Annotated in this window: 20 protein-coding genes; 9 read left to right on the top strand and 11 right to left on the bottom strand. The window is 46.7% G+C overall.

The annotated features are described in order from the left end of the window. Positions 1–50: 50 nt before the first annotated feature. Both PP178_RS12660 and PP178_RS12655 read right to left on the bottom strand, forming a co-directional pair. Positions 51–1,484, bottom strand: a complete 1,434-nt coding sequence (locus PP178_RS12660) for a T9SS type B sorting domain-containing protein (protein WP_336298545.1) — start codon at positions 1,482–1,484, stop codon at positions 51–53. 98 nt (positions 1,485–1,582) lie between these two features. Further along, complete coding sequence (locus PP178_RS12655) at positions 1,583–3,388, bottom strand: T9SS type B sorting domain-containing protein (protein ID WP_272594726.1); 1,806 nt, start codon at positions 3,386–3,388, stop codon at positions 1,583–1,585. A 140-nt stretch (positions 3,389–3,528) separates the two neighbouring features. Between PP178_RS12655 and folE the strand changes: the two genes are divergently transcribed. From folE to PP178_RS12625, 6 genes are all read left to right on the top strand, one after another. Continuing rightward, entirely contained in the window at positions 3,529–4,209 is a 681-nt protein-coding gene (folE, locus tag PP178_RS12650; protein WP_272594725.1) for a GTP cyclohydrolase I FolE, read from the top strand. A gap of 15 nt (positions 4,210–4,224) precedes the next feature. After that, on the top strand, positions 4,225–5,706 hold the full coding sequence (gene cysS / locus PP178_RS12645; protein ID WP_272594724.1) for a cysteine--tRNA ligase: 1,482 nt from the start codon (positions 4,225–4,227) through the stop codon (positions 5,704–5,706). A gap of 37 nt (positions 5,707–5,743) precedes the next feature. Further along, complete coding sequence (gene yidD, locus PP178_RS12640; protein WP_133644704.1) at positions 5,744–5,965, top strand: membrane protein insertion efficiency factor YidD; 222 nt, start codon at positions 5,744–5,746, stop codon at positions 5,963–5,965. Between the two features lie 124 nt (positions 5,966–6,089). Next, entirely contained in the window at positions 6,090–7,019 is a 930-nt protein-coding gene (gene lgt / locus PP178_RS12635; protein ID WP_272594723.1) for a prolipoprotein diacylglyceryl transferase, read from the top strand. A 15-nt stretch (positions 7,020–7,034) separates the two neighbouring features. Continuing rightward, a complete protein-coding gene (locus PP178_RS12630) occupies positions 7,035–7,529 on the top strand; it encodes a DUF192 domain-containing protein (protein WP_272594722.1) in 495 nt (164 codons plus the stop codon). Positions 7,530–7,595: 66 nt separating this feature from the next. Next, the gene (locus PP178_RS12625; protein WP_272594721.1) at positions 7,596–8,843 is read left to right on the top strand and encodes an ATP-binding cassette domain-containing protein; all 1,248 of its coding nucleotides are present in this window, start codon (positions 7,596–7,598) and stop codon (positions 8,841–8,843) included. A gap of 68 nt (positions 8,844–8,911) precedes the next feature. On the opposite strand, the gene secDF is transcribed toward PP178_RS12625, so the two are convergent. After that, on the bottom strand, positions 8,912–11,872 hold the full coding sequence (gene secDF, locus PP178_RS12620) for a protein translocase subunit SecDF (protein ID WP_272594720.1): 2,961 nt from the start codon (positions 11,870–11,872) through the stop codon (positions 8,912–8,914). A 241-nt stretch (positions 11,873–12,113) separates the two neighbouring features. Beyond that, positions 12,114–13,040: a malate dehydrogenase gene (gene mdh, locus PP178_RS12615; RefSeq protein ID WP_272594719.1), complete on the bottom strand. Its 927-nt coding sequence runs from the start codon at positions 13,038–13,040 to the stop codon at positions 12,114–12,116. Between the two features lie 262 nt (positions 13,041–13,302). Here mdh and PP178_RS12610 point away from each other — a divergent pair, with 262 nt between their 5' ends. Beyond that, positions 13,303–13,674 (top strand): hypothetical protein, encoded by a 372-nt coding sequence (locus PP178_RS12610; protein ID WP_272594718.1) that lies wholly within the window; start codon positions 13,303–13,305, stop codon positions 13,672–13,674. Positions 13,675–13,835: 161 nt separating this feature from the next. Here PP178_RS12610 and PP178_RS12605 read toward each other — a convergent pair whose 3' ends face one another. The 3 genes from PP178_RS12605 to asnB form a co-directional block, all read right to left on the bottom strand. Then, a complete protein-coding gene (locus PP178_RS12605; protein WP_272594716.1) occupies positions 13,836–14,849 on the bottom strand; it encodes a DUF6588 family protein in 1,014 nt (337 codons plus the stop codon). A gap of 71 nt (positions 14,850–14,920) precedes the next feature. Continuing rightward, a complete protein-coding gene (gene gyrB, locus PP178_RS12600; RefSeq protein WP_272594715.1) occupies positions 14,921–16,861 on the bottom strand; it encodes a DNA topoisomerase (ATP-hydrolyzing) subunit B in 1,941 nt (646 codons plus the stop codon). A gap of 206 nt (positions 16,862–17,067) precedes the next feature. Continuing rightward, positions 17,068–18,738: an asparagine synthase B gene (gene asnB, locus PP178_RS12595; protein WP_272594713.1), complete on the bottom strand. Its 1,671-nt coding sequence runs from the start codon at positions 18,736–18,738 to the stop codon at positions 17,068–17,070. A gap of 246 nt (positions 18,739–18,984) precedes the next feature. Here asnB and PP178_RS12590 point away from each other — a divergent pair, with 246 nt between their 5' ends. Continuing rightward, positions 18,985–19,521, top strand: coding sequence for a DUF2911 domain-containing protein (locus PP178_RS12590; RefSeq protein WP_272594712.1), 537 nt, complete (start codon positions 18,985–18,987; stop codon positions 19,519–19,521). Between the two features lie 63 nt (positions 19,522–19,584). Here PP178_RS12590 and PP178_RS12585 read toward each other — a convergent pair whose 3' ends face one another. The 3 genes from PP178_RS12585 to PP178_RS12575 all read right to left on the bottom strand — a co-directional run bounded on the left by PP178_RS12585 (position 19,585) and on the right by PP178_RS12575 (position 23,468). Next, positions 19,585–21,213 carry an amidohydrolase gene (locus tag PP178_RS12585; RefSeq protein WP_272594711.1) on the bottom strand — a complete coding sequence of 543 codons (1,629 nt, stop codon included), beginning with the start codon at positions 21,211–21,213 and terminating at the stop codon, positions 19,585–19,587. Positions 21,214–21,298: 85 nt separating this feature from the next. Next, a complete protein-coding gene (locus PP178_RS12580; protein ID WP_272594710.1) occupies positions 21,299–22,054 on the bottom strand; it encodes an NYN domain-containing protein in 756 nt (251 codons plus the stop codon). 85 nt (positions 22,055–22,139) lie between these two features. Continuing rightward, a complete protein-coding gene (locus PP178_RS12575) occupies positions 22,140–23,468 on the bottom strand; it encodes an MFS transporter (RefSeq protein ID WP_272594709.1) in 1,329 nt (442 codons plus the stop codon). Positions 23,469–23,571: 103 nt separating this feature from the next. Here PP178_RS12575 and PP178_RS12570 point away from each other — a divergent pair, with 103 nt between their 5' ends. Beyond that, the gene (locus PP178_RS12570; protein WP_272594708.1) at positions 23,572–24,354 is read left to right on the top strand and encodes an NIPSNAP family protein; all 783 of its coding nucleotides are present in this window, start codon (positions 23,572–23,574) and stop codon (positions 24,352–24,354) included. On the opposite strand, the gene PP178_RS12565 is transcribed toward PP178_RS12570, so the two are convergent. Continuing rightward, positions 24,348–25,466 carry an OmpA family protein gene (locus PP178_RS12565; protein ID WP_272594706.1) on the bottom strand — a complete coding sequence of 373 codons (1,119 nt, stop codon included), beginning with the start codon at positions 25,464–25,466 and terminating at the stop codon, positions 24,348–24,350. The genes PP178_RS12570 and PP178_RS12565 overlap by 7 nt on opposite strands. Between the last annotated feature and the right edge of the window lie 2 nt (positions 25,467–25,468).

Raw genomic sequence — 25,468 nt, 5'->3', positions numbered from 1 at the left:
AGCATCCCATATCTTAATCAGAAGGAAGCCGGAACCATCCCGGCTTTTTTTTATCGCCTTAGGCTAAAATGAGACTGTAGCACTTGAGGGGTAGGAGTACCATTGAGATCTGCAGTATACTCCAGTCGGAACCAATAATCTGTAGATGGTAACCTTCTTCCATTAAAAGTACCGTCCCAGCCCAGGGTAATATCATCTAACTGCTTCAGCAGTTTACCATAGCGGTCAAAGATAAAAACGACCGGGTTCTCCAGGGTCTCAATCCCGAGGATGTTCCAGAAATCGTGGATTCCATCACCGTTCGGGGTAAAATATTTTGGGTATCCAACGACTAAAAATTGTTCCGGCCCCACTGAGCCGCAACCATCCTTATCGTCTATAAGCACGGTGTTCAGACCCGGGGGAACGTCTTGGAAAATCGGGGAATCCTGGAAATCTCCGCCGTTTACAGCATACTCGTATCTCCCGTTACCCTGCACAAATACCTGTACCGTATTATTATCGGAAAGTTCACTGAGAACTTCTACCCTGTCAAAAACCGGTGGTCCATTAAATTGGATCAGGATGTCATCCGCATAACTTTGGCCAGCGGAATTTTCCACTACAGCAAAATATCGACCGGAATCCGGGCTACTAACGGTATATTCTGTTTCTGCAGGACCACTGGCTACTACGATGGGATTCCCGTCATCATTATCGTCGTAAGACCAGGTGATGTTAGAGATATTAGGACCTGCCGGTGAATTTGCAGCGGTTAAAACTATATCGGGATCGCCTTCACATGCCGTTATATCCTGCCCAAGGTATTCATCACGAAGGCTGCAGTCTAAAGCATTATTCTGGTCCGCATCCACACTACTTCCTGTAAAAGTCAGGGAATAGGGCTCAGGATCCCCGTTAAAATTTGTGTTGAAATTGTTGATTAGGAGGTAGTAAACTTCCCCGGCAGCTACCTGTAACCAGTCGTCATAGGTATTCTGGTTCTGTGTCAGGGGCGGCTCCCCGCGCTGCCCGTTTTCAGGATTTACACCAACCCCGGTGAATCGCGTATTATTGGTTTCATAATTACAACGGATCGGCTGGGCAGTGCCCGAGCTTATTTCCGCGCAACTTACATCGGGACCATAAAGTGCAAAATCCCATTCGGCCGTTATCGTATTCCCACTGGCAGGCAGGGCTTCAATATCAAAACCGATCTGTCCGTCAGTTCCGGCCCGGAACACATACCAGGAAGTGTTGTTTTCAATGTTATCGGAGCTTACACTTCCCTTTTCCAAACATCCGGACTGGGTAATCTGGTTAGGGTCAAAATCATCTATATCCCCGCTACCATCCGCAGCAGCAAAGGTTGGGGCATCTGCGCAAACAGGAATTGCGGACCGGCAATCGGCCGAATTCTGGGCACTAAGGCCGCATATACTACATAATAGAAAGAGTAGGCTTCCAAGGTAGGTGCGCATGGAGATGGGAGCTAAAGTGTTCAAACAATTTTATAGTATAACTAGCCCCCGGGAGGATTTATTATGCGTAAGACGCTTTTTTCGAAGAAGTACCGGACTTTAATTCCGGAAACATAATCTAATCAGCGGGTAAGGGAAAAATGTGCATTCAGATATTTGGCTTCTACTCTTTGTCCCCTGGGATCGATATAGGAAAGCCTGAACCAATAGTCCGCCTCCGGGAGGTCTTGCCCCTCGTAGGTGCCATTCCACCCCAGGCTGCTCTTATCCATTACCCTTAGCACCTTACCATAGCGATCAAAGATATGCAGCAAAGGATCCTCTAAGGCATCGAGCCCGACAATTTCCCACTCGTCGTTTACTCCATCCCCATTAGGAGTAAAAAATTTCACATAGCCCACCACGGTAATGGTTTCAGTGACCTGTCCGCATCCTTTACGATCATTGATGGTCACCGTATGTATGCCGGGAGCAACATTCGTGAACCGTCCATCGGGCTGGAAAGGTCCGTCATCAATCCGGAATTCGAATTCCCCCGTGATATCCGTGATGATTTCTACAGAATTCTCCGGCCTCAGGTCATCAATGATCACCTCGGTAATCTTCGGAGCCAGGGAAACCACCACCTCGACATTCACAGTCTTAGAGCAATTAAGCCCGTCCGCGGTATTAGTTATGATCACACTATAAGTCCCTTCTTCCGTAATCCCGATTGATGGGCTGTCTGCCCCGGTGTTCCAGGCGTAGGAGTAATCAGGGTTTGGCGTTAAATCTCCTATAACTATGGCATCCCTGCTTTCACAGATATAAACGTCAGTTTCAAAGTTCACAAGAGGACTGCTTCCCACCGTCAGTTCAAATTGAGAGGTGGCATCAAAGCAACCCGAGTTTTCCATAGAGGTGGTCCGCGCAAATATGGTCTCTGTTCCGATCATCAGCGGGTATTCCCTCGGCAAGGCATTGATCCCTTCCATGGCCTCGGAAAGACTCCTGTGGTAGCTTACCCTCACCTTTTCGGGATCCTGGGGACCAAGGACCTCCTCATCTTTCTGGGAAAGATCTATATAGCCTTCATCTGAGCAATATGTTTCGTCAGAAGCAAGGTAGGAAGTTGGAGCCTCGGTAAAGGCAACCTGTACATCACTGACTATTGAGCTGCCATCATCCAGGCCGACCACAACGCGGTACATAGCCGATTGGGAAACCTCGTAGGTGGAAGCTGTTTCACCGGACAATAATTGGTAGCCGGCACCGGTGTCTCTATACCAGGAATAGTCATTGGCATCATCCGTATCGGCATCCAGGACAAAAGTTTCGTTATCGCAGGCAACTACCGGCGGGCCTAGCAGGTTATCAATTATTGAACAATCCAGGGCATCATCCGGGTTAGTTTCAAATATCCTTCCCGTAAACTGTATGGAAAAACCAGAGTTGGTATTGCTGAAATTATTGATGAGCAGGTAATAATCTTCACCGGGCTCTACTGACAACCACTTTTCGTACAGGACGGTATCCGTACTCCCGGTAGGATCTTCCCCTACTCCCATATAAGCCTCCTCGTCACTATTATCAAAAAAATTACAGCGTACAGGCTCCCCGAGATCATTACAGTCTGTTGCTTTATACAAGGCAAAATCCCAATCTTCATCGGTGTCAAATCCAATATTAAACCCGAGTTCACCCGATGCACCTGTCCGGAACCTGTACCAGGCAGAATTGGACTCAACAGCCCCACTGCTGGTTTCCTCCAGGCACCCGGTCTCTGAAGCTCCATTAAAATCGTCAACTCCAAAACCCTGGGTCCCCCCGTTCACCGGGGTATCACTACAAATAGGGATAGCACTCGCACAATCGGCAGATACCTGTGCAGACAGGCTATGGATTGCGAGTATGAGGCCCAGTAAAACAAGCGCACATTTCCCCTTCATAAATTGGCAGTAATCATGATCGGGAATAAAAGTAGGCAGGGAGCAGGCTTAACACTAATTTATGTTGTGAAGGCCGTGTTTAGGGCTATAAAGTGCCATATTATGTATATCTTTGACTTTTGAAAAAGTCATTTTGACCAATGAAAATTGAAAGCCATTTGGAAGAGCAGCTGGAAAGCATGGGAGACGATCATGAATCTTCTACCGGGGAGACCCCACTAAGGAAAGACGCCTTTGAACTCAGTGATGAAGAGAAAATCTCTAAAATTCAAGAGAACGTAAGACAGATCATGGATACCCTTGGGTTAGACCTGACGGACGACAGCCTCAGGGGAACACCTTTGAGGGTTGCTAAAATGTATGTACAGGAGGTCTTTGGAGGTCTTCATCCAAAACGCAAGCCTAAAGCATCTACCTTTGAGAATAAATACAAGTATGGCGAGATGCTTGTGGAGAAGAATATCACTGTGTATTCTACCTGTGAACACCACTTACTCCCCATCGTAGGTAAAGCGCATATAGCATATATCTCTAACGGTACCGTAGTTGGTCTTTCTAAGATGAACCGTATCGTGGATTATTATGCCAAGCGCCCCCAGGTGCAGGAACGCATGAATAAGCAGGTTGTAAAAGCGCTGCAGGAAGTCCTTGGAACAGAAGATGTAGCTTGCGTGATCGATGCCAAACACCTTTGTGTAAACTCAAGGGGGATCAGGGATGTGGAGTGCAGCACTGTTACCGCAGAATACGGTGGAAAATTCAAAGAAGATGCCACCAGAAGAGAATTCCTGGACTACATTAACCTGGATACCAACTTTTAACCGCCCACACTCCGGATGCAATTATACAAGACTCAGACCTTAAAGCTCTACAACTCCCTTAGCAGTACAAAAGAAGAATTCAGCCCGCTGAATGAAGGTCATGTGGGCATGTATGTCTGTGGCCCTACGGTTTACAGCAATGTGCATTTAGGGAATTGCAGGACATTCATGTCTTTTGACATGATCTTCCGCTACCTGAAACACCTGGGTTTTAAGGTTCGTTACGTACGTAATATCACGGATGCCGGCCATTTGGAGGATGATGCCGAGCAAGGAGAAGATAAGATCGCCAAGAAAGCACGGCTGGAACAGATAGAACCTATGGAGGTCGTACAACGCTATACCGTTGACTTCCACAATATATTACAACAATTTAATATGCTGCCCCCAAGCATAGAACCGACGGCTACCGGGCATATTATTGAACAGATAGAAATTATCAAGGATATCCTGGAAAAGGGATATGCTTACGAGCGTAACGGGTCTGTATATTTTGATGTACAGAAATTTAACCAGAAGCACGAATACGGTAAACTCAGCGGCAGGAAACTGGAGGATATGATTGCCAATACCAGGGAACTGGCCGCACAGGATGAAAAAAACAGCCCACAGGATTTTGCCCTATGGAAGAAGGCAGAACCACAGCATATTATGCGATGGCCTTCACCCTGGGGTGATGGATTTCCCGGCTGGCACCTGGAATGCACTGCAATGAGCACCAAATACCTCGGCGAAGAATTTGATATTCACGGTGGAGGTATGGATCTCAAATTCCCACACCACGAATGCGAGATCGCCCAGGCAGAAGCCAGTAACGGGGTGAGCCCTGTTCGATACTGGATGCATGCCAATATGCTGACCCTGAACGGGAAAAAAATGGCAAAATCTACCGGGAACAACGTATTACCTACAGAAATTTTTACCGGTCAGAATAAGATCTTCAGTAAACCGTTCAGTCCATCGGTGGTCCGGTTCTTTATGATGCAAGCCCACTATTCCAGTATTTTGGACCTTAGCGATTCTGCCCTGTTAGCCTCTGAGAAGGGCTATAACAGGCTGATGGAGGCTATGGAGGCCATAGAATGGCTACCGGCTTCGGATAAATCAGATTTTGACATCGCATCGTGGAAACAGCAGTGTTACGATGCCATGAACGACGACTTTAATACTCCTGTTCTTATCGCACAGCTCTTTGAGGCGGTTAAGCATATCAACCAGATCAAAGAACGAAAGGAAACGATCAGCCAGGAAGATAAAAATGAGTTGCAGCAAACCATGAAGGGGTTTGTGTTTGAAGTCCTCGGGCTGGAAGCGAAAACAGCCAACCAGGGTGAGTCGGATAAATTACCGGATGTAGTAGAACTACTCATATCTCTCAGAAACGAAGCAAGGGCGAATAAAGATTTTAAAACTTCGGACAAAATCCGGGATGAACTCGCTGCCTTGGGAATACAGTTGAAGGACGGGAAAGAAGGGACTACCTTCAGCATGAGTTAAACCCTTTACAACTTTTAACGCCCACAGAGCTAACCCCATGAAGAAGATCCTGATCGCTCCTTTTGTCTTACTGGTGAGGTTCTACCAGCGCTTTATTTCCCCGCTGACACCTGCCAGCTGCCGCTATGCCCCCACCTGTTCACAGTACACCCTGGAGGCTCTGCAGAAACACGGCCTTTTCAAAGGCGGATGGCTTTCCCTGAAACGCATATTCAGTTGTAATCCCTGGGGCGGACACGGATATGACCCTGTCCCCTAAAAGCCGGTACCTATCACTAATTTTAGTGTAATTTTAATCACTTCGGATAGCAGCAATATATCCCTTTTCGCAACGCCTTTCCCTCTGGCCAATTTTATTATCTTAGGGCCTTAAAACAACCCACATGTACGCATTAGGTTTTACCTGGAACCCGGACGACACCCTGTTTAACTTAGGTTTTCTCCAGATCAAATATTACAACTTGTTATGGATCATCGCTTTCGGATTAGGCTGGTACCTGATGAAACGGATTTTCCAGAACGAGAAGAAGACCATGGAGCAATTGGACTCCCTCTTCATCTATACCGTTGTGGCTACTATGCTTGGTGCCCGCCTGGGACACGTATTCTTTTATGACTGGGCATACTACCAGGACCACCTCCTGGAGATACTACTCCCTATACGAGAAACAGCTGACGGGTATACCTTTTCCGGTTTTGCCGGCTTAGCCAGTCATGGCGCAGCCATAGGAGTAATTATCGGGATGTGGTTATACACCAGGAAATACCCGGATATGAAGTTACTCTGGATCCTGGACCGAATCGTGATCCCTGTATCCATCGGCGCGTTCTGTGTCCGCCTCGGAAATTTCTTTAACTCGGAGATCAATGGAAAAGAAACCGATTCTTCTTTTGCCCTGGCGACCAGGTTTGTCAGGGATTCTGACGATATGCCCGCCTACAGGGTGATGGAAATAACCGGGGAAAGAACGGTAAATGCTGCCTATGCCGCACTGGAGAATAAACCACAATTTTCAGAATACCTGCAGGCCATTCCCTACAGGCATCCCGCACAGCTATACGAAGGTATCTGCTATATCTTTGTCTTCCTGGTCCTGTACTACTTTTACTGGCACACCGATAAGAAAAACAAGGCCGGCTTCCTGTTCGGGACCTTCCTGGTTATGCTCTGGACAGTGCGTTTCTTTGTGGAGTTCGTTAAAAAGAGCCAGGGTGGTTTTGAAGAATCCTTGGGACTATTATCTACCGGCCAGTGGTTGAGCATACCTTTTATTATTATCGGGCTCTATTTTATGTTTCGCAGAACCGCTTAAAAAAATAGTATTCACATGACTAAGGGATTTATAAAAATACTGATACTCTGCCTGGGATTTCTCAGCCTTGCCTGTAAGGAAGAGCCTAAAACTAAAGTGGCCACCAAGGTCATTAATTTTACAAAAGAAGGCGAATTGCAGGTCTACCGCAAGGCAACGGACAGCTTGGTCAGCAGCTTTGATATAGAGATTGCCGACAATGAATACGAAACTCAGACCGGCTTAATGTATCGGCAGTCGATGGAGAAAGACAGGGGTATGCTCTTTATCTTCCCCGATGAGCGCATCCATAGTTTTTATATGAAGAACACACAGATCCCACTGGATATCCTCTACCTGATCAGTGATATGAAAGTAGCATCGATCAAAGAAAATGCCGAACCATATAACGAAACAAGTATAAGTTCCGGCGTTCCGATACAATATGTCCTGGAGATCAATGCAGGCCTCAGCCGGGAACTGGGCATACAAGTGGGCGACAGTATCGCGTATCAGAAGACTAACCCATAAATTACAGCCTTCCAGACTCCTGCCTGAAACCTTATCTTTATTACGTCAGTATAAATGATCCAGGATATGAGCAGACTCGCACATTGGGCTGTATTTACAGATAATGATTCCCGCAGGGGAGAATTTATCACATCCCTCTTAGAAGGTAATGCCCCTAAAGACTTTGAACCATTTGGCAGAAAAGCAGGGGCGTTGTATTCCAAGAGTGCCCTGGACCGCTTCCTGGAGGAAGAAGCCAGGCATGATCAACATATACTGACAGACCCCGAACAGCAGGAATTAAAAACTATGTCCAGCGGGGAACGCAAAAAAGCCCTGCTTACCTATCTATTAAAAAAAGAGCCGGACTACCTTATCCTTGTCAATCCTTTTGACAACCTGGATGCGCCCTCGGTCAATTCCCTGGAAAAATTACTGACCGAATTATCCGATAGAATACCTATCATACAAATATTGAGCCGAAGGTCCGATATGCTGCCTTTTGCTTCCCGGCTGGCATACCTCAATGGGGGGGAACTGGTAGAGATTGATAAGAACGAGTCAGAGCCCAGTCAAGATCCGGGTAAAGCCCAGCTTGCTGATAACATTCCTCCCCCACCCGGGGAAGCAGGTTTTGACCAAGGCCTGCTGGTTCGGTTTACCCGTGTATCCGTGGCCTATGGAGATAGAACTATCCTAAAAGACATAAATTGGGAGATCAGGAAAGGTGAATACTGGCAACTCCGTGGGGAAAACGGCAGCGGAAAATCCACTTTGCTCTCCATGATCAGTGGAGACAACCCAAAGGCATATGGACAAGACCTGCACCTCTTCGGTCACCAGAAAGGAAGTGGAGAAACCGTATGGGACCTTAAACATCATATCGGTTATTTCAGCCCGGCCATGATTGATCGTTTTCGCGGCTACCACAGCCTTGAAAATATGATCATTTCGGGATTGACCGATTCTATCGGGTTATATACTCAGCCTACCGCCACACAGCAGGAACTCGCACGGGACTGGTTGCGTTTCCTGCGGCTCGATCCCTATAGTCAGCACTACTTCCACGAAATATCAGAAGGAGTACAGCGACTGGTCATGTGTGCCCGCGCAATGGTAAAGCATCCCCCCTTACTGATCCTGGATGAACCTACTGCAGGCCTGGATGATGACAGTGCTGCCCTGGTGGTCAGTTTAGTTAATGCCATGGCCCGGCAAAGCAGGACCGCCATCATCTACGTTTCGCACAGGGAAGAACACGGCCTGGAACCAGAAAAGATATTCCAGCTCAATACCAGGCCCCAAGGTTCTGTCGGGGAAGTGATCGTTCCCTGAATTTAAAGCATAAAAAAACCGCCGTTCCTAAAAGGCCCGGCGGTTCTTAATTTTATAGAATGTCCTACTTATTCTTTTTCAATCCCTTCTCTTACTGATGATTTCAGCGTGTCAAACATCACAGGAGTTGCGATGAACAAGGAAGAGTAGGTACCCACAATTACACCGACGATCATTGCGAACATAAACCCTCTGAGTGACTCACCACCAAAGATAAAAATAGAGAGTAATACCACGAGGGTAGTAAGCGAGGTGTTCAGGGTACGGCTCAATGTACTGTTCAGTGCCAGATTGGTGTTTTCACCGGCTTTCCAGCCACGCTCCGCGATGATCTCCCGAATCCTGTCAAACACTACCACTGTATCATTCAGGGAGTACCCGATCACCGTAAGTATCGCCGCAATAAATGCCTGGTCGATCTCCATGCTAAACGGCATAAATTTGCTGGTCAGCGAGAAGATACCCAATACGATCATCACATCGTGGAATACTGCCATTACAGCTCCCAGTGAGAACTGCCACTTACGGAATCGCAATAGGATATATAAGAATACCACTGCAAGGGATCCAATTACCGCGAGTAAGGCGTTCTTCTTAATGTCATCCGCGATAGTCGGGCCCACCTTTCGGTACTTCATCACCCCAATATCTTCATTAGTACCACCGGGAACAAAATCCTCGTAGGTAGCACCATCCGGAAGGTATTTCTGCAGGGAAGTGAAAAGGAGACCAAGGATCTCGTTATCTACTTCTGTACCCTGTACATCTACCTTGTACTTGGTGGTCACCATGATCTGGTTAGCGTCACCATAAGTTTTGGCACTTGCGCTTCCAAGAACTTCGGTTAATTCACCTGTAATCTCTGTCGGACTCACCGGATCTACAAAACGGATCTGGTAATTACGTCCTCCGACAAAGTCAACACCCTGATCTAACCCTTGCGTTACTAGGGAAGCAATACCAATCACTACCAGGATGGAAGAGATGATGTAAGCTATCTTTCGTTTTCCAAGGAAATTGACATTGATATTCTTAAAGAGGTTCTTAGTCATCCCGGTACTGAAATCAAGAGATCTCCCTTTCCCGGAAATATACCAGTCTACTAATAATCGAGTAATGAATATGGCCGTGAACAGGGAAGTAAGGATACCTATGATCAGGGTAGTCGCAAACCCTTTAATAGGTCCGGAACCGAATACTAAAAGAATCAGTGCGGTTAGACCAGTTGTGATGTTCGCATCCAGGATAGATGAAAGCGCATTACCAAATCCATCCGCAATAGCCTGTCCTTTACCTTTTCCTTTAGCTAATTCTTCTTTAATACGTTCAAAGATCAGTACGTTAGCATCCACAGACATACCGATAGTTAATACAATACCGGCGATACCAGGCAGCGTAAGAACCGCACCCAGGCTGGCCAATACTCCAAAAATTAGGACGATGTTAAATACCAATGCAACATCTGCAAAGCCACCTGCCTTACCATAGTAAAGGATCATCCAAATCAATACCAAGACCATTGCGATCAGGAACGACATAAAACCACTGTCTATAGCTTCCTGCCCTAACGACGGACCAACGACGAAAGAGTCGATGATATCTGCCGATGCCGGTAACTTACCAGCCCTAAGAACGTTGGCTATATCCTTGGTCTCGTTCACTGTAAATGTACCGGTGATCTCTGAGCTTCCTCCTGAGATTCCACCTACCTGGGATACCCCGGGAGCTGTGTATACTTTATTGTCCAATACAATGGCGATACCTGTATTGTTAAGGTTGGCCTCGCTGGTCAGTTTCTCCCATTCCTTGGCACCCCGGACATTCATGTCCATCCCTACGGCAGGGCGGTTAAACTGGTCAAATTGAGCACGGGCATCACTTACTACATCACCACTGATACGAGGTTCATTGTCCCTGTTAGATTTAAGCGCGTAAAGCGTGGCCACTTCGGCACCTTGTGTTGGTCTTTCCCAAAGGAATTTGGTGAACTGCACCTCGGCCGGTAAAAGTCTCCTGATTTCAGGCATCCTTAACCACTCGCCTACTTGGGCCGTATCTTTAATAGCAGCTACCCCGATAGCATATCCGGGAGCATTTAACTGTAATTTTTCAAAAAGCGGGTTATTCTGTGACCCCAGATCTAATGTATCCTGTGCCACGTCAGAAAGCAGAGAGTCGATCTCTGATTCTTCTTTTACGGTTTCGGTTTCGGTTTCACCAACGATATTTTTAAGTCGCTCGTTAGCCTCGATAAAGAACCCTATCAGAGCCTGGTTGCCGGGCTCGTAGGTTTCCCAGAACTCCAGTTGGGCCGTGCTCGAAAGCAGGTCCTGGGCACGGGCGATATCCCTGGCCCCGGGAAGTTCTACAAGGATACGTCCGGAAGTACCTTCACGCTGTATGTTTGGCTGAGTCACCCCAAAACCATCAATCCTTTCACGCAGTACTTCGAAGGCAGAAACGATAGACTCGTCTATCTTCCTTCGGATGATCGGCTTTACCTGGTCATCTGTCATCTGGAAGTTGACCTCATCACTCAAGCCTTTGTTAGCAAAAATATCCGGTGATGCCAGCTTGGTGTCCCCTTTGATCTCGTCAAAAGCATCAAAGAAAAGATTCAGGTAAGTATCATCACTGTCTTTAGAGGCGGTATCGGCCATAGCCAGTGCCTTGTTAAAAACAGGGTTCTTGGTGTTGTCTGCCAGTCCTTTCAGAATGTCTTTTACAGAGATCTGAAGGGTTACGTTGATCCCACCTTTCAGGTCCAGTCCCTTGTTCAATTCTTTTTTCTTGGCCTCTTCGTAGGTTGTGTAACCAAGTACGGTATTAGAACCGATCGAGTCCAGGTAACGGGCCTCTATGGTCTCCCGTTTAGCAACGTAATCTTCTTCGTTTGCCGGGATCACGGAGGCTGCATAATCTGCTGCCTCGTTTTCCACCTTACTAGTAATGAATGTGTAGGAAAGTTGGTAAATACTTACAATCCCGAACAAAAAAGCAAAAAGCTTAATCAGACCTTTATTCTGCATGGGTCACTCGTTTTTTTATTAGATGGTGTTGGTAAATAGCGTGCAAATATATGATTTACACCAAGAATTGACAATTTATTTATTCCGCCTGCGGCAGAAGATCATAATTTAAGCCCGGGTATGGGAAGCCGCCTTATATAATAAGGTATCATTTGCTCCCTGAACTCCTGTTAAAAAGCCGTTTTGCATAAAAAAAGCCGGGACAAATTCCCGGCTCTTTCAGTTTATAGTGTCTGCACTATCAGAGTTGTAACAGTTCATTTACCTTGCTTACTCCTTCAGCACTTTCTTTCATTTTCGCTTTTTCCGCTTCGTCTAGCTCGATATCTACGATCTTTTCAATCCCGTTCTTCCCGAGCAATACCGGAACCCCGATACAGATATCGTTAAGTCCGTACTCCCCTTCCAGTAATGCAGAACATGGGAACATTTTTTTCTGATCGCAGGCTATAGCCTGGACCAAGGCAGAAACCGCTGCACCCGGTGCATACCAGGCACTGGTTCCGAGCAGCTTGGTTAGCGTTGCACCTCCAACTTTGGTGTCTTCAGCAACCTGGTTGAGTCGGTCTTCTGAAAGGAATTCAGATACCTTAACACTGTTCCTGGTGGCATGCCTAGTCAGGGGCACCATACCTGTATCACTATGACCACCGATCACCATACCGTCCACATCAGAAATAGGAGCTTCTAAAGCTTGTGCAAGCCTGTATTTGAAACGTGCACTATCCAAGGCTCCACCCATTCCAATGATCCTGTTCTTAGGAATATCTGTAGTCTTATGTACCAGGTAAGTCATGGTATCCATTGGGTTACTCACCACAATTAGCGTAACATCCGGAGAGTGCTCCAACAGGCTGCCGGCAACAGATTTTACGATCCCGGCATTGATCCCGATAAGTTCTTCCCGGGTCATCCCAGGTTTTCTTGGGATTCCAGAAGTGATCACAGCGATGTCACTTCCGGCTGTCTTAGAATAGTCGTTGGTGATTCCGGTGATCTTTGTATCAAAGCCATTCAGGGAAGCGGTCTGCATCAGGTCCATAGCCTTTCCTTCCGCGAATCCTTCCTTGATATCCAAGAGTACGACTTCTGATGCAAAATCCTTGATTGCGATATATTCTGCGCAACTGGCCCCTACAGCCCCTGCCCCTACGATGGTAACTTTCATGTGTGGTAAATTTTTAGGTTTATATTCTTGCCTGCCAAAAATACTGATTTTTTAACTAATTCCGGGGCAGAAATACATTATGTGAAAGCAGGCAGGTTCACCAGGATCCCCGTTGAAATAATGCAGTTAATCGAGGAATTTTTGCGCAAAAGTGCAGTTCAACGAAAATTTTCGTAAAAGCTGTGTAGTACATCGAATCGCGGCAATACTAAGGAAAAAGGGATCGTTCTGATTAGACCCAAATTGTAATTAACCTACTTTAATGAAAAAGTTATTTTCCCTCGTTATGCTATTGACCCTTGTGGCCGTGAGTAACTGTACCCGCGTCCCGGATAATAATGATCCTGTTATCGGGATCTGGGTGCAAGAGCAGATCAATAACAGCAGTGATACCGAAAAGGAATCCGTAAGACAGGAATGGATTTTTAACGATGTTTACCTTGGCCGCTACCATAAGTATAACGGTAGTAACCTGGAAATTAAAACAGATTTCAGTTGGGAGTACGCGGATGGATTTTACACCATTACTTACCCCGGTACCGACCTTGAAAAACAAGTGGTAAGCATGAGAGAAACCCCGGAAGGAACCTTCCTGGAAGATGAGAAAGGCAATGTGCTTGCCTTTAGAGAATAAGTCCCCAAATTTTCCCATATATGCCTAAAACAGCTTTCCCAGGAAAGCTGTTTTTTTGTGTTTCCATCGCTTTCAAAATAGCAACAACGACGCAAAAAAATTCCCGGTAACACCTTGAGGTGTCCCGGGAATTCAGCAATGGTCGGTTAATTGGTATAGGATTAACGGAAGCCGAAATTGACCCCCAAGGAAAGGTTATTAAAGGCCCCCAGGCTGTAATCTGCATTCAGCCTGAAGAATCCAAGCTTTAACTTAGCTCCCAGGTTGGCTGTTACCCCGTTTACCTTTTTCTCTATGCTAAATGGATCTGTATAGGTTTCCTGGAAGGGACCTGATTGAACCCGGTATGTCCCCAGTACATCGGTAGTAGAGGTACCGCTCAGGTAGCCTAGTGCCCCGTAAAAATTGATAACAGGTAGCCTGGTGGAAACGATTGCCTGGAAATTCCATGAATTAATAGAGGCATCTATACGCTGGTTTTCCCCGTCTATGATGCTGGTATTGGTAAAGTCATAACTACCATCTAAATGGGTATAGCCGATAAGCCCGGAAACCGCGATCGGTAGTATTTTATCCGCGGGAAGGTGAGAGGTGAATTCGTGTTGTAAACCTATGCCGTATAAGCTGATACTGACCTCGTCTGTCTCGATCTTCGGCAGGAATCTCGCTTTGATCTCCGTCCCTTTGATCAAACCAACGCTTCCCTGCAGGTAGCCGGAAGGGATAAAATCAATACCCTCTGAACTCAGCCCGGATGGGAGCTCAAAATCTTCCCTGGCTGTTATCCCGGGGGCCACTTCTGCTTCTACAAATACCCCGATTCCTTCAATATCCCCCAATGCAGTGGATACTTCTTTAGAAATACTACGATCCTGGAATTGCAGGTTCTCGTATTCCGAGGTATCCAGGATAAATGACTTTTTATCTTCTTTATTCTTAAAACCGGTAAGGTTCCCGATCACAGAAATCTCAAAACCGCCCAGGGGTTTGGCACTGGCAGAATTAAACCAGCCCGAAGAAATACTATAGATAGACGCTTCGGATACCGGTGACAGGTAATCTGTCATAAATTTTTCGGCATCCTCAACTCCTGCGGCCAGGAGATCGTTAGCGTTAGATTGAGCACTCAGGGCGGAACTACCAATAATAGCAGCCGCCAATATCATTTTTTTCATAATTACAGTTTTGCCCAAAACTAAAAAACCCACACCAGAGGTGCAGGTTTTTGTTGTGTAACTATGGATTGTTATACGTCAATGTTCGCATAAACGGCATTCTTCTCAATAAATTCACGTCTTGGCGGTACCTCATCCCCCATTAACATGGAGAAGATTCGATCTGATTCCGTGGCATTATCAATAGTCACCTGTCTTAGAGTCCTGAACTCAGGGTTCATCGTGGTATCCCACAATTGTTCCGCGTTCATCTCTCCAAGACCTTTATATCGCTGGATGCTCACACTGCCATTAAAACTTTCGGCGATCTCGTCACGCTCTTTATTGTTCCAGGCATAACGTTTCTTAGTCCCTTTCTTAACAAGGTATAAAGGTGGGGTTGCGATATACACATGACCACCTTCAATCAATTCGCGCATGTACCTGAAAAAGAAGGTCAGGATCAAGGTCTCAATGTGGCTACCATCCACATCCGCATCACACATGATGACTACCTTGTGGTACCTGAGTTTATCCAGGTTCAGTGCTTTACTATCCTCCTCGGTTCCTATGGTTACCCCCAGGGCGGTATAAATATTCTTGATCTCTTCGTTTTCAAAAACCTTGTGTTGCATGGCTTTTTCCACATTCAGGATCTTACCCCGTAATGGAAGGATAGCCTGGAAATTACGATCCCGGCCTTGCTTGGCCGTTCCACCTGCCGAGTCTCCCTCTACCAGGAATACTTCGCATTTGGTAGGATCTTGTTCAGAGCAGTCAGACAATTTACCAGGTAAACCGCCGATACTCATCACAGTTTTTCGCTGGACCATTTCCCGCGCCTTGGTAGCCGCATGGCGTGCCTGTGCAGCGAGAATTACTTTTTGTACGATCACCTTGGCGTCATCCGGGTGCTCTTCCAGGTAATCGGTAAGCATTTCGGATACCGCCTGACTTACAGCAGCAGATACCTCCCGGTTCCCCAATTTAGTCTTTGTCTGTCCTTCAAATTGTGGTTCTGCCACTTTAACGGATACAATAGCCGTAAGACCTTCACGGAAATCATCTCCCTGTACCTCGAATTTGATCTTATCGAGCATACCTGAAGCATCAGCGTATTTCTTAAGAGTGGTGGTCAGCCCCCTTCGGAACCCGGAAAGGTGGGTACCCCCTTCGTGAGTATTAATATTATTTACATAAGAATGAAGGTTTTCCGTATAAGAGGTATTGTACACCATAGCCACCTCTACAGGGATGTCGTTCTTCTCTCCTTCCATGGAGATCACGCTCTGTATCAGCGGCTCGCGGTTCCCGTCCAGGAACTTGATAAATTCTTTCAATCCTTCTTCCGAGTAGAATTCCTCATGTATGAATTCACCATTATCATCCTTTTCACGCTTATCTGTGATCGAGATTCGGACTCCCTTATTCAGGTAAGCCAGCTCCCGCATTCTTCCGGAGAGCGTATCATAAGAATACTCAATGGACTGGGTGAAGATATCTGTGTCCGGACGAAAAGTGACCACCGTACCTCTAAGATCGGTTTCACCGATACTTTTAACGGGGTAAAGCGCTTTTCCACGTTCGTACTCCTGCTGCCAGATGACACCTTCACGGTATACTGTGGCCTGCAGATGGGTTGAAAGGGCATTAACCACGGAAACCCCAACACCGTGGAGTCCTCCGGATACCTTGTAAGAATCTTTATCAAACTTACCCCCGGCCCCGATCTTAGTCATGACCACTTGCAGAGCAGAAACCCCTTCTTTTTTGTGGTGATCCACAGGAATACCCCTACCGTTGTCTTCAACAGTGATAGAGTTGTCTTCATTGATAGTGACTTTGATATTGTCACAGTGCCCGCCCATGGCCTCATCGATGGAGTTATCGACCACTTCGTACACAAGGTGGTGCAGACCTCTGACGCCTACATCCCCGATGTACATGGATGGGCGTTTCCGCACGTGTTCAATACCTTCCAGTGCCTGTATACTGTCGGCAGAATATGTGTTCTTTTTTGCTTCTTCGCTCATGGAAAAAATGGTGTTGTTTCGTTCTATTTATTGCAATCCCACAAATATAAGGAATACCCTATGAAATATAGCCTTTTCAACGATTTTAGTGCACCAAGTTATCAACATAAAATGTGGAAAATTGAGCCTGAAAAACCGCATAAAAAAAGCATCCGGCGAAGGATGCTTTTTTCGACTAATCAAACTACCTGAAAAACTAATTCATCTTATTTGTGGTATGCATCGGCATGTACCGCTGCAACGGCCCTACCGGAGGGCTCGTTCATATTCTTAAATGCCGCATCCCACTCCAGGGCGATCCTGGTGCTACAAGCTACAGAGGGCTCCTGGGGAACACTAAAAGCAGCAGCGTCACTGGGGAAGTGCGACTCAAAAATGGATCTGTAATAGAACTCTTCCTTGGTCGTTGGGGTCTGGATAGGGAATCGGAACTTAGCATTGGCCAGCTGTTCGTCACTGACCTCGGTAGCTACGACTTCTTTAAGGGTATCGATCCAGCTATACCCTACCCCATCAGAGAATTGCTCTTTCTGCCTCCAGGCGACACTTTCAGGAAGGTAGGACTCAAACGCCTTCCGCACCACCCATTTCTCCATGCGCTCCCCGTTAATCATCTTATCCTGGGGGTTGATCCTCATGGCCACATCCATAAATTCCTTGTCCAGGAAGGGCACACGCCCCTCTATACCCCAGGCAGCAAGGGATTTATTAGCCCGCAGGCAATCGTACATATGCAGCTTGTCCAATTTACGCACTGTTTCTTCATGAAACTCTTTTGCGTTAGGTGCTTTGTGGAAATATAAGTAACCCCCGAAGAGTTCATCGGCTCCTTCCCCGGACAGCACCATCTTGATTCCCATGGATTTGATCACACGTGCCATGAGGTACATGGGCGTAGCGGCACGGATGGTGGTAATATCATAGGTTTCCAGGTTATAGATCACATCCTTGATGGCATCCAAACCTTCCTGTATGGTAAATTTGATCTCGTGGTGTACGGTACCGATATGATCGGCCACCTTCCGTGCAGCTGCCAGGTCGGGCGATCCTTCCAGTCCCACTGAAAAAGAGTGCAGCCTTGGCCACCATGCTTCCGTGGTGTCATCGCTTTCTATCCTTTTTTCAGCATATTTCTTAGCTATAGCCGAAGTAACTGAAGAGTCCAAACCACCAGACAGCAATACCCCGTAAGGCACATCGGACATCAGCTGCCGATGTACCGCAGCTTCCAGGGCATCACGGACAGCCGCAATACTTGTTTCGTTATCCTTAACCGCATCGTATTCCATCCAATCCCGCTTATACCAACGTTTCATCTCGCCATCACTGCTGTGCAGGTAATGTCCCGGGGGAAATAGCTCAATTTTAGTACAGGTACCTTCCAGTGCCTTTAGCTCCGATGCTACGTAGAATGTTCCGTTCTTATCCCAACCGATATACAGGGGAATGATTCCCATATGGTCCCGGGCCACGAAGTATTCATCCTTTTCACTGTCGTAAATAGCAAATCCAAAAATTCCGTTCATCTCGTCCAGGAAGCCGGTCCCTTTTTCCCGGTACAAGGCGAGGATGACCTCGCAATCCGAGGCTGTTTTAAAGTTATACCGTCCTTCAAACTGTTTGCGAAGCTCCCGGTGGTTATAGATTTCCCCATTGGCAGCCAGGATCAATTTTCCATCTTCACTCAATAGCGGTTGCTTCCCCGAGGCCGGATCTACTATCGCAAGTCGTTCATGAGCGAGGATTGCTTTATCATCGGCATAAATCCCGCTCCAGTCCGGACCGCGATGTCTTACTTTCTTAGACATTTCTAATAACTGCGGCCTTAAAACCTCGCTACTCTCCTTTATATCAAAGGCACATACTATTCCACACATGCTGTACTTTTTTAAACAATATATAAGCAAAGATGTACTTATCATTTATAATACCAAACATATAATTCAATATTAGTTATTAATTGAAATAATATATTATGAATTACAAACAGATCATTAGGTATGAAGACTATTATTGGGAGAAATACGTATCTTTTGTAAGCGCTAAATTTCTTGCCGAATGCAAGGTTTACGCCTACATAACGACAGAATTAATTCATATTCACTAACACTTAAACATTTACGATGAAAAAAATTGCAAGCCTTATCCTGTTAATTACGGCATTTGTGGCCAGCCCTGTTGCGGCCCAGGAATTCAGTGGGCTGGATAAGAGTCCGGCTGATATAGCCACTTACCCATCCAGCTACAAAATCTCTGATAAGAAAGTAAAGGTGGTTTACAGCAGGCCACAATTAAAAGGCAGGTCCATATCCGAGTTAGCCCCTGCAGGTTCGGTTTGGAGAACCGGAGCCAATGAATCAGCAGAGATCACTTTTTACCAGGACACCCAGGTTGGAGGTGAAATGATAAAAGCGGGTACTTACTCTTTATTCACTATTCCGGGTGAAAACGAGTGGACTGTAATCCTCAACAAGAACCTGAACCAATGGGGAGCCTATACTTACGACGAGTCCGGGGATGTCGCCAGGATTAAAGCCGGGGCAAGTGAAGGATCAGAGTCGCTCGAAGCTTTTTCCATTGCGTTTAAAGACGTAGATGAGGGCGTACATATGGTCATGGGCTGGGGCAAGAACAGGGTAGCATTACCTATGAGTTTCTGATACTACAGTAAACAAAAAAACCGGGGCTAAAAACCCCGGTTTTTTTATGATCTGAATCTTCGTTTATTTCACCCATTCCCCGTTCACGCTTACTTTAACCGCTTGCAGTTCCGGGATCTCATTAGGCGGGATTTGCATGATATCCTTATCCAATAAAACAAAGTCGGCAAATTTACCCGCCTCAATACTTCCTTTTTCTTCTTCTTCAAAATTAGAATAGGCTGCCCAGATGGTCATCCCTTTCAGCGCTTCTTCCCTACTCAGCAATTGTGATGGCGTAAACCCGCCCTCTGGATACGCTTCAGTGTCCTGCCGGGTCACGGCTGCATAAAAGGTGAGGAAAGGGTTTACCTGTTCTACCGGGAAATCGGTTCCCAGGGCAAGTAACCCGGCTCTCTTGAGTAGGTCCTTAAATGCGTAAGCCCCATTGATTCTTTCAGCCCCTAGGCGGTCTTCAGCCCAGTACATATCGCTCGTCGCATGGGTAGGTTGAACGGAAGGAATGATCTTCTGCCCGAAATAATTAAAATCCTGCGGAGCGATCACTTGGGCGTGTTCAATCTTCCAACGCGGATCTGCTTTTCCTGCAAGTACCTCGGCATATGTTTTCAGGATCACTGCATTGGCAGAATCACCTATGGCGTGTGTATTCATCTGGTATTCTGTAGCTGCGATCCTTTGGGCCAGTGCCTGTATATCGGCTACAGGGGTGACCATGGCACCAAAGTGACCATCCTTATCGGAATAAGGTGCTTTCAATGCAGCGCCACGGGAACCAAGGGCACCATCGCCGTAGACTTTAACAGAACGTACATTGAGGCGGTCTGTCTTCAGGATGCCCTGCTCCAGGTAATGGTCAAGATTTTCCTTGCTGTTGCTCACCATAGCATACACTCTTATGCGAAGATCACCCGCCTGTTGCAGGCTGTCTATCATCTCTATAACGGCTCGGTCTAAGCCCGCATCATTCACAGTAGTTAGCCCGTAGTCAAAAGAAAGTTTCTCGGCCGCTTTCAGGGCCCGCACCATGGTTTCTTTATCCGGCTTAGGCATTACAGCATCTACCAGTGCCATGGGGCCATCCACAAGGACACCGGTTGGTTTCCCTCCTTCTTTTACCACCTCTCCTCCGGGAACTTCTGTACCCGGTCCTATCCCGGCCATTTCTAAGGCAGTACTGTTCACCAGGTACGCATGCCCATCTACTCGTTCCAGGGCTACAGGCGTATCCGGGAACAAGACGTCCAGTTCCTCACTGGTCGGAAACTCTTTTACTTCCCAGTCGTTCTGATCCCATCCACGACCGCGGATAAAATCTGCAGCTCTTTCTTCCTGGAAGGCTTTGACACGATCCAGAACTTCCTGGTAACTTTTGGTCCCTGTAAGGTCGACCACTTCCTGGTTGAGACCCAGGCCATAAAAATGGCAGTGTGCATCGATCAGGCCGGGGACAATTGTCTTCCCTTCGGCATCAAATAGCTCTGCTGCCTCATATTTATCCTGTAATTCCTGGTCGCTTCCCACAGCAATAAAACGCCCGTTCTTTATCGCAAAAGCAGTTGCCTTACTAAAAGCACTGTCTACGGTATAAACATTAGCATTGATCACCAGGGTATCTGCAGTTTCTTTGGAAGGTGAACAGGCGGTGAATCCCAGCAAAAGGAGTAGCGAGAACAACGTAAATCGGATCATTTTTTTTGGATAATTTATGGAAGATGAATCCCGGGCAAAAATTAAAGCCGGAAGATAATATTTTTTAGAAATGCCAGGCAAGTGCCTACCTTCGGCCCTTCGATTTCTTCTCTTTGATCTTAACATAGATGAGCTTTTTACGCCCTTTGGAATCTTCCCGGCGTTCAATTTCAAAGTCATCTATAGAGTTGATCAGCGGAGTCAGTTTTTGGAAACCGTAATTCCGTGAATCAAAATTGGGTTGTTTTTTCTGCAGCAGGCTTCCCACATCACCAAGAAATGCCCATCCGTCATCATCGGCCACATCCTCGATGGTATCGGCAATCAGCTTAATCTGTTTTACAGTAATCTTATCGACATCACTTTTAGTGGATGTTTTGCTTGAACTGGGGGTGGAAGTATCCTGGGCTTCCTTTTTCAGGATCTCGATATAAATGAACTTATCGCAGGCAACGATAAATGGATTGGGTGTCTTCTTCTCCCCTATCCCGTAAACCTGTTTCCCGGCCTCGCGTAAGCGGGTAGCCAGCTTGGTGAAGTCACTATCACTGGAAACAATACAGAATCCCGTAACATCTCCTGTATACAGGATGTCCATAGCATCGATGATCATGGCCGAATCCGTGGCGTTCTTACCCGAAGTATAACCGTATTGCTGTATGGGCGTAATCGCATTCTCCAGTAATAACTGTTTCCATTTGCCCAGCCTGGGGTTGGTCCAGTCCCCATAAATCCTTTTGATGGTCGGATTCCCGTATTTCGCGATCTCCTCCATCATTTCTTTAACATAGGCAGAAGGGATATTATCCCCGTCGATCAAAACTGCCAGACGATTGTCCATAAACTATATATTTCCTGCAAAATACGTGGAATTCCCCAATTATCAGTGCATCAGCACGGAAAGCTTACAGGGTTTTCCGACGATATTATTCTTCTTTCGCTTTTGGTTGCGGATTGTCAGCTTTTAAGGCGCCAATGGCCAGGACGAACAGGAAGATCATCGCCGGGTAGGCCAGTAGTTTATAAGACCCAAGGGCCGAAAAATACCAACTGAATACAGGGGGTGCCAGGGCGCTCCCCAGGATCAATAGTGACATCACTTTCCCGGTGATCGCTCCCAGGTTGCTCCGACCAAAAAACCTAGGCCAGGCAATAGCATTGAGCACGGCAAAGAAGCCGCCAAGTATGCCGATGCCGCTAATGACCAATACCACCCCTATGGGCGAAGCGAGAAACAGCAGCCCCATAACGGCACAAAAACCGCCCAGTATCATCAGGAAGAGGTACCATTTTAATCGGACATAGTCACTGAGGAAATTAAAAAGTGTTGATACCGAAACTGATACTACCGAACAGGGGAGGAATATAGCGATAGCTTCTTCTTTCGGCATCCCGGCGTCTGCGAAGATCGAGATTACATGAAAAGTGAAACCGGTAATAAAAAAACTATTAAAAGCTAGCATCAAAGCATAAATCCAGAAGGCCCTGGTCCGCCTGGCTTCTTTCAGGGTAAATTGTTTCTGGGCCAAGGCACGGGCAATTTTCTCCTGCTGCTCTTCTTCGGAACTGGTGCCGTCCGGGAATAATCCATAGACTTCCGGGCTATTCTTGTAGAATATTAAAATCAGGAAGGCAATTACCAATAAGCCTGCGGCCAGGTAACGCCAGGCACCGGCCCAGCCCTCTGCCTCGATCAGGGCATTAAGCCATAAAGGAGATGCTGAAAAACCAAAGGAAAGTGCAACACTGCTGAAAGAATTCACTTTTCCCCTGTGCTTGTCAAACCAGATCATGATCACGTTACGCGAAGCCATGGTCAGCACTCCCTGCCCCGAGAACCTTAACAGGAAGAACAGACCTATCATCAGTACAAAGGGTACTATCCAGGTACCTGTATCCAGGAGCTGTTGCACAGTAGTACTCATGTGTACGGCAAATGAACAGAGCACCAATGCCAGCGCAAGGGTGAGGGCAGCACCGAAAGCCACGATCCTCGCCCCGTACCTGTCAAACCAGATCCCGGCCCTGCCGATCACCAAAGAGCTGAGGATGGTTCCCAGCATATAGGCATTACTGAACTGGTTCCTGGAAAGTCCCAGGGCATCTTTTACAGGGTCGGTAAATACCGACACCCCGATAGTTTGGCCGGGAACACTCGCCCATATTCCAATGGTCCCGACTAACAGGATCAGGTATCCATAGAAAAATGGTGTTTTCCTGGGATCTATGATGGATCTTTTAACGGTTTCGCTCATACTTGGGCATGGAGGGCAAAAGTAACAGATTTATTATACCGGAAGAACAAAGGCATCCTTAGACCAATTAAATCCGTATATTTTACTGTATTAAATCTTCAATATGAAATTTGCCTCCCCATTTCTGTTATTACTGATGTATTGCATCAGCTTTACGCTCCAATCCCAGGAGAGTCCACAATTTTACTTCCTGAAAGACTATAGCTACAGCAACCCGGACCAGGAGGGGTTGATCGACTTTTATATAGAGGAAGCACTGATCCCCGCACTTAAACGAAACGGGATATCCCCAATCGGAGTTTTTAAAAATCACCCTAAGGAACATTCATTAGACAGTCTCAGCCATTTTTACATTCACTACCCGATCCGTTCCCTGGAGCAGATAGCGATACTGGACGATGCCCTGCAGCAAGATGAACTCTACCAAAAAACAGCTGCTCCTTTTTTAGATGCACCCTATGACAAGCCGGCTTTTTATAAACTCACCACTACAGTAATGCAGGCATTTAAAGATATGCCGCGAATGAAAGAACCTTCATTATACGGACCACGGGAAGAGCGTATCTACGAGCTGCGCAGTTATGAATCACCAACTCCCGGCTTATACCGGAATAAATTGCATATGTTTAATGAAGGGGGTGAGATTAAATTATTTGATCGCATAGGGTTTAATGCGGTTTTCTATGGAGAGGTGATTTCCGGGGCCCGGATGCCCAACCTTATGTACATGACCACTTTTGAAGACCGGCAGACTCGGGACCAGCTTTGGAAAGAATTCTTTGAATCCGAAACATGGAAAAGCCTGGAGCGGGACCCCCAATACCAGCACAACGTAAATAAAGCAGACATCATTTTGCTGTACCCCACCAGCTATTCGGATTATTGAACTTCTGATGCACCGGGCTGACCTACCAGCATAAACTCGACCCGCCTATTGCGTTGCCTCCCCGCTTCCGTACTATTATCTGCAATAGGATGGGCGCCTCCTTTACCGGACCACTCGATCCTATCTTTTTCTAATCCCAAACTATGCAGGTAATCGGCCACTACCTCGCAGCGCCTGCGAGAGAGGATGAGGTTATACTCCTCTGTTCCTATATTATCGGTGTGACCTTTTATAACAATCCTGATACCCGGTTCTCCTTGCAAGAATTGATACAGATCCGTCAGTTCCGATTCTGCAGCCTTTGAAAGTGCGTACTTATCAAACCTGAAGAGCACATCACGGAAAACCCTGGCTTCGCCTACAACATACGCTTCGCTATCGTTCCTGGCTTCAGGGCGGAAATCGTTTTCTGCCAACTCCAGTTTAACCATATCCAGGTAGTAATAAGCTCCTTGTTTTGCCCGTTTTTTACGATGGTGAATACGAGTCCGTTTATTGCTTTTAAGATTCCCGATGGTCACGTATCGCTCGTTGCCACCGGCGACAAATTCACCCTGGATCAGGTGCCAATCCCTGGTATCGGAAAAGTATCCACTATGTTTAATCTCGAGGAAAGTATAACTATTATCCACATCCCTGTAAAGATGCATTTTAGAAAGCACCTTAGATGTTGGAGCAGCAACGGGATTCACAGAAAAACAAAGGTCAAAATCCTTGACCGCAAAATCTGATCTTTCCGCCAGGCTGACATAGAATGATATCCTGTAAGTAGCGCCTTGGACCAGGCCTTCTTCCAGGCTGGCCTGTAGGTATTCCCGGTAATCATTCGGCGCGTACAGGTATAGCCCGGCATACCCCTTCCCGAAGTCGGCACCTTGCTGCCCATTAAAGTTCACCGGTGTTCCCATGGCATCACTACAGCCATTAAAATAATCCGTAGATCCGTCCGTAGGGACCGACCAAGCAAGAACATCGGAATGAAAGTTGCCAAGGCGTTCAGGACAACTGTGGTATTTTTCAAAACTGGGATTTCGCACCAGGTTCTGTGCGCCCAAGCCTATGCTAAAGCACAAAAAAACAAACAGAAAGGTCTTATGTTGGTTGAGTTGCATCG

The sequence above is a fragment of the Zeaxanthinibacter sp. PT1 genome (assembly GCF_028464225.1).
Classification (GTDB): domain Bacteria; phylum Bacteroidota; class Bacteroidia; order Flavobacteriales; family Flavobacteriaceae; genus Zeaxanthinibacter.
The sequence above is the reverse complement of the archived record's forward strand: the minus strand, read 5'-3'. Positions and strand labels throughout refer to the sequence as shown.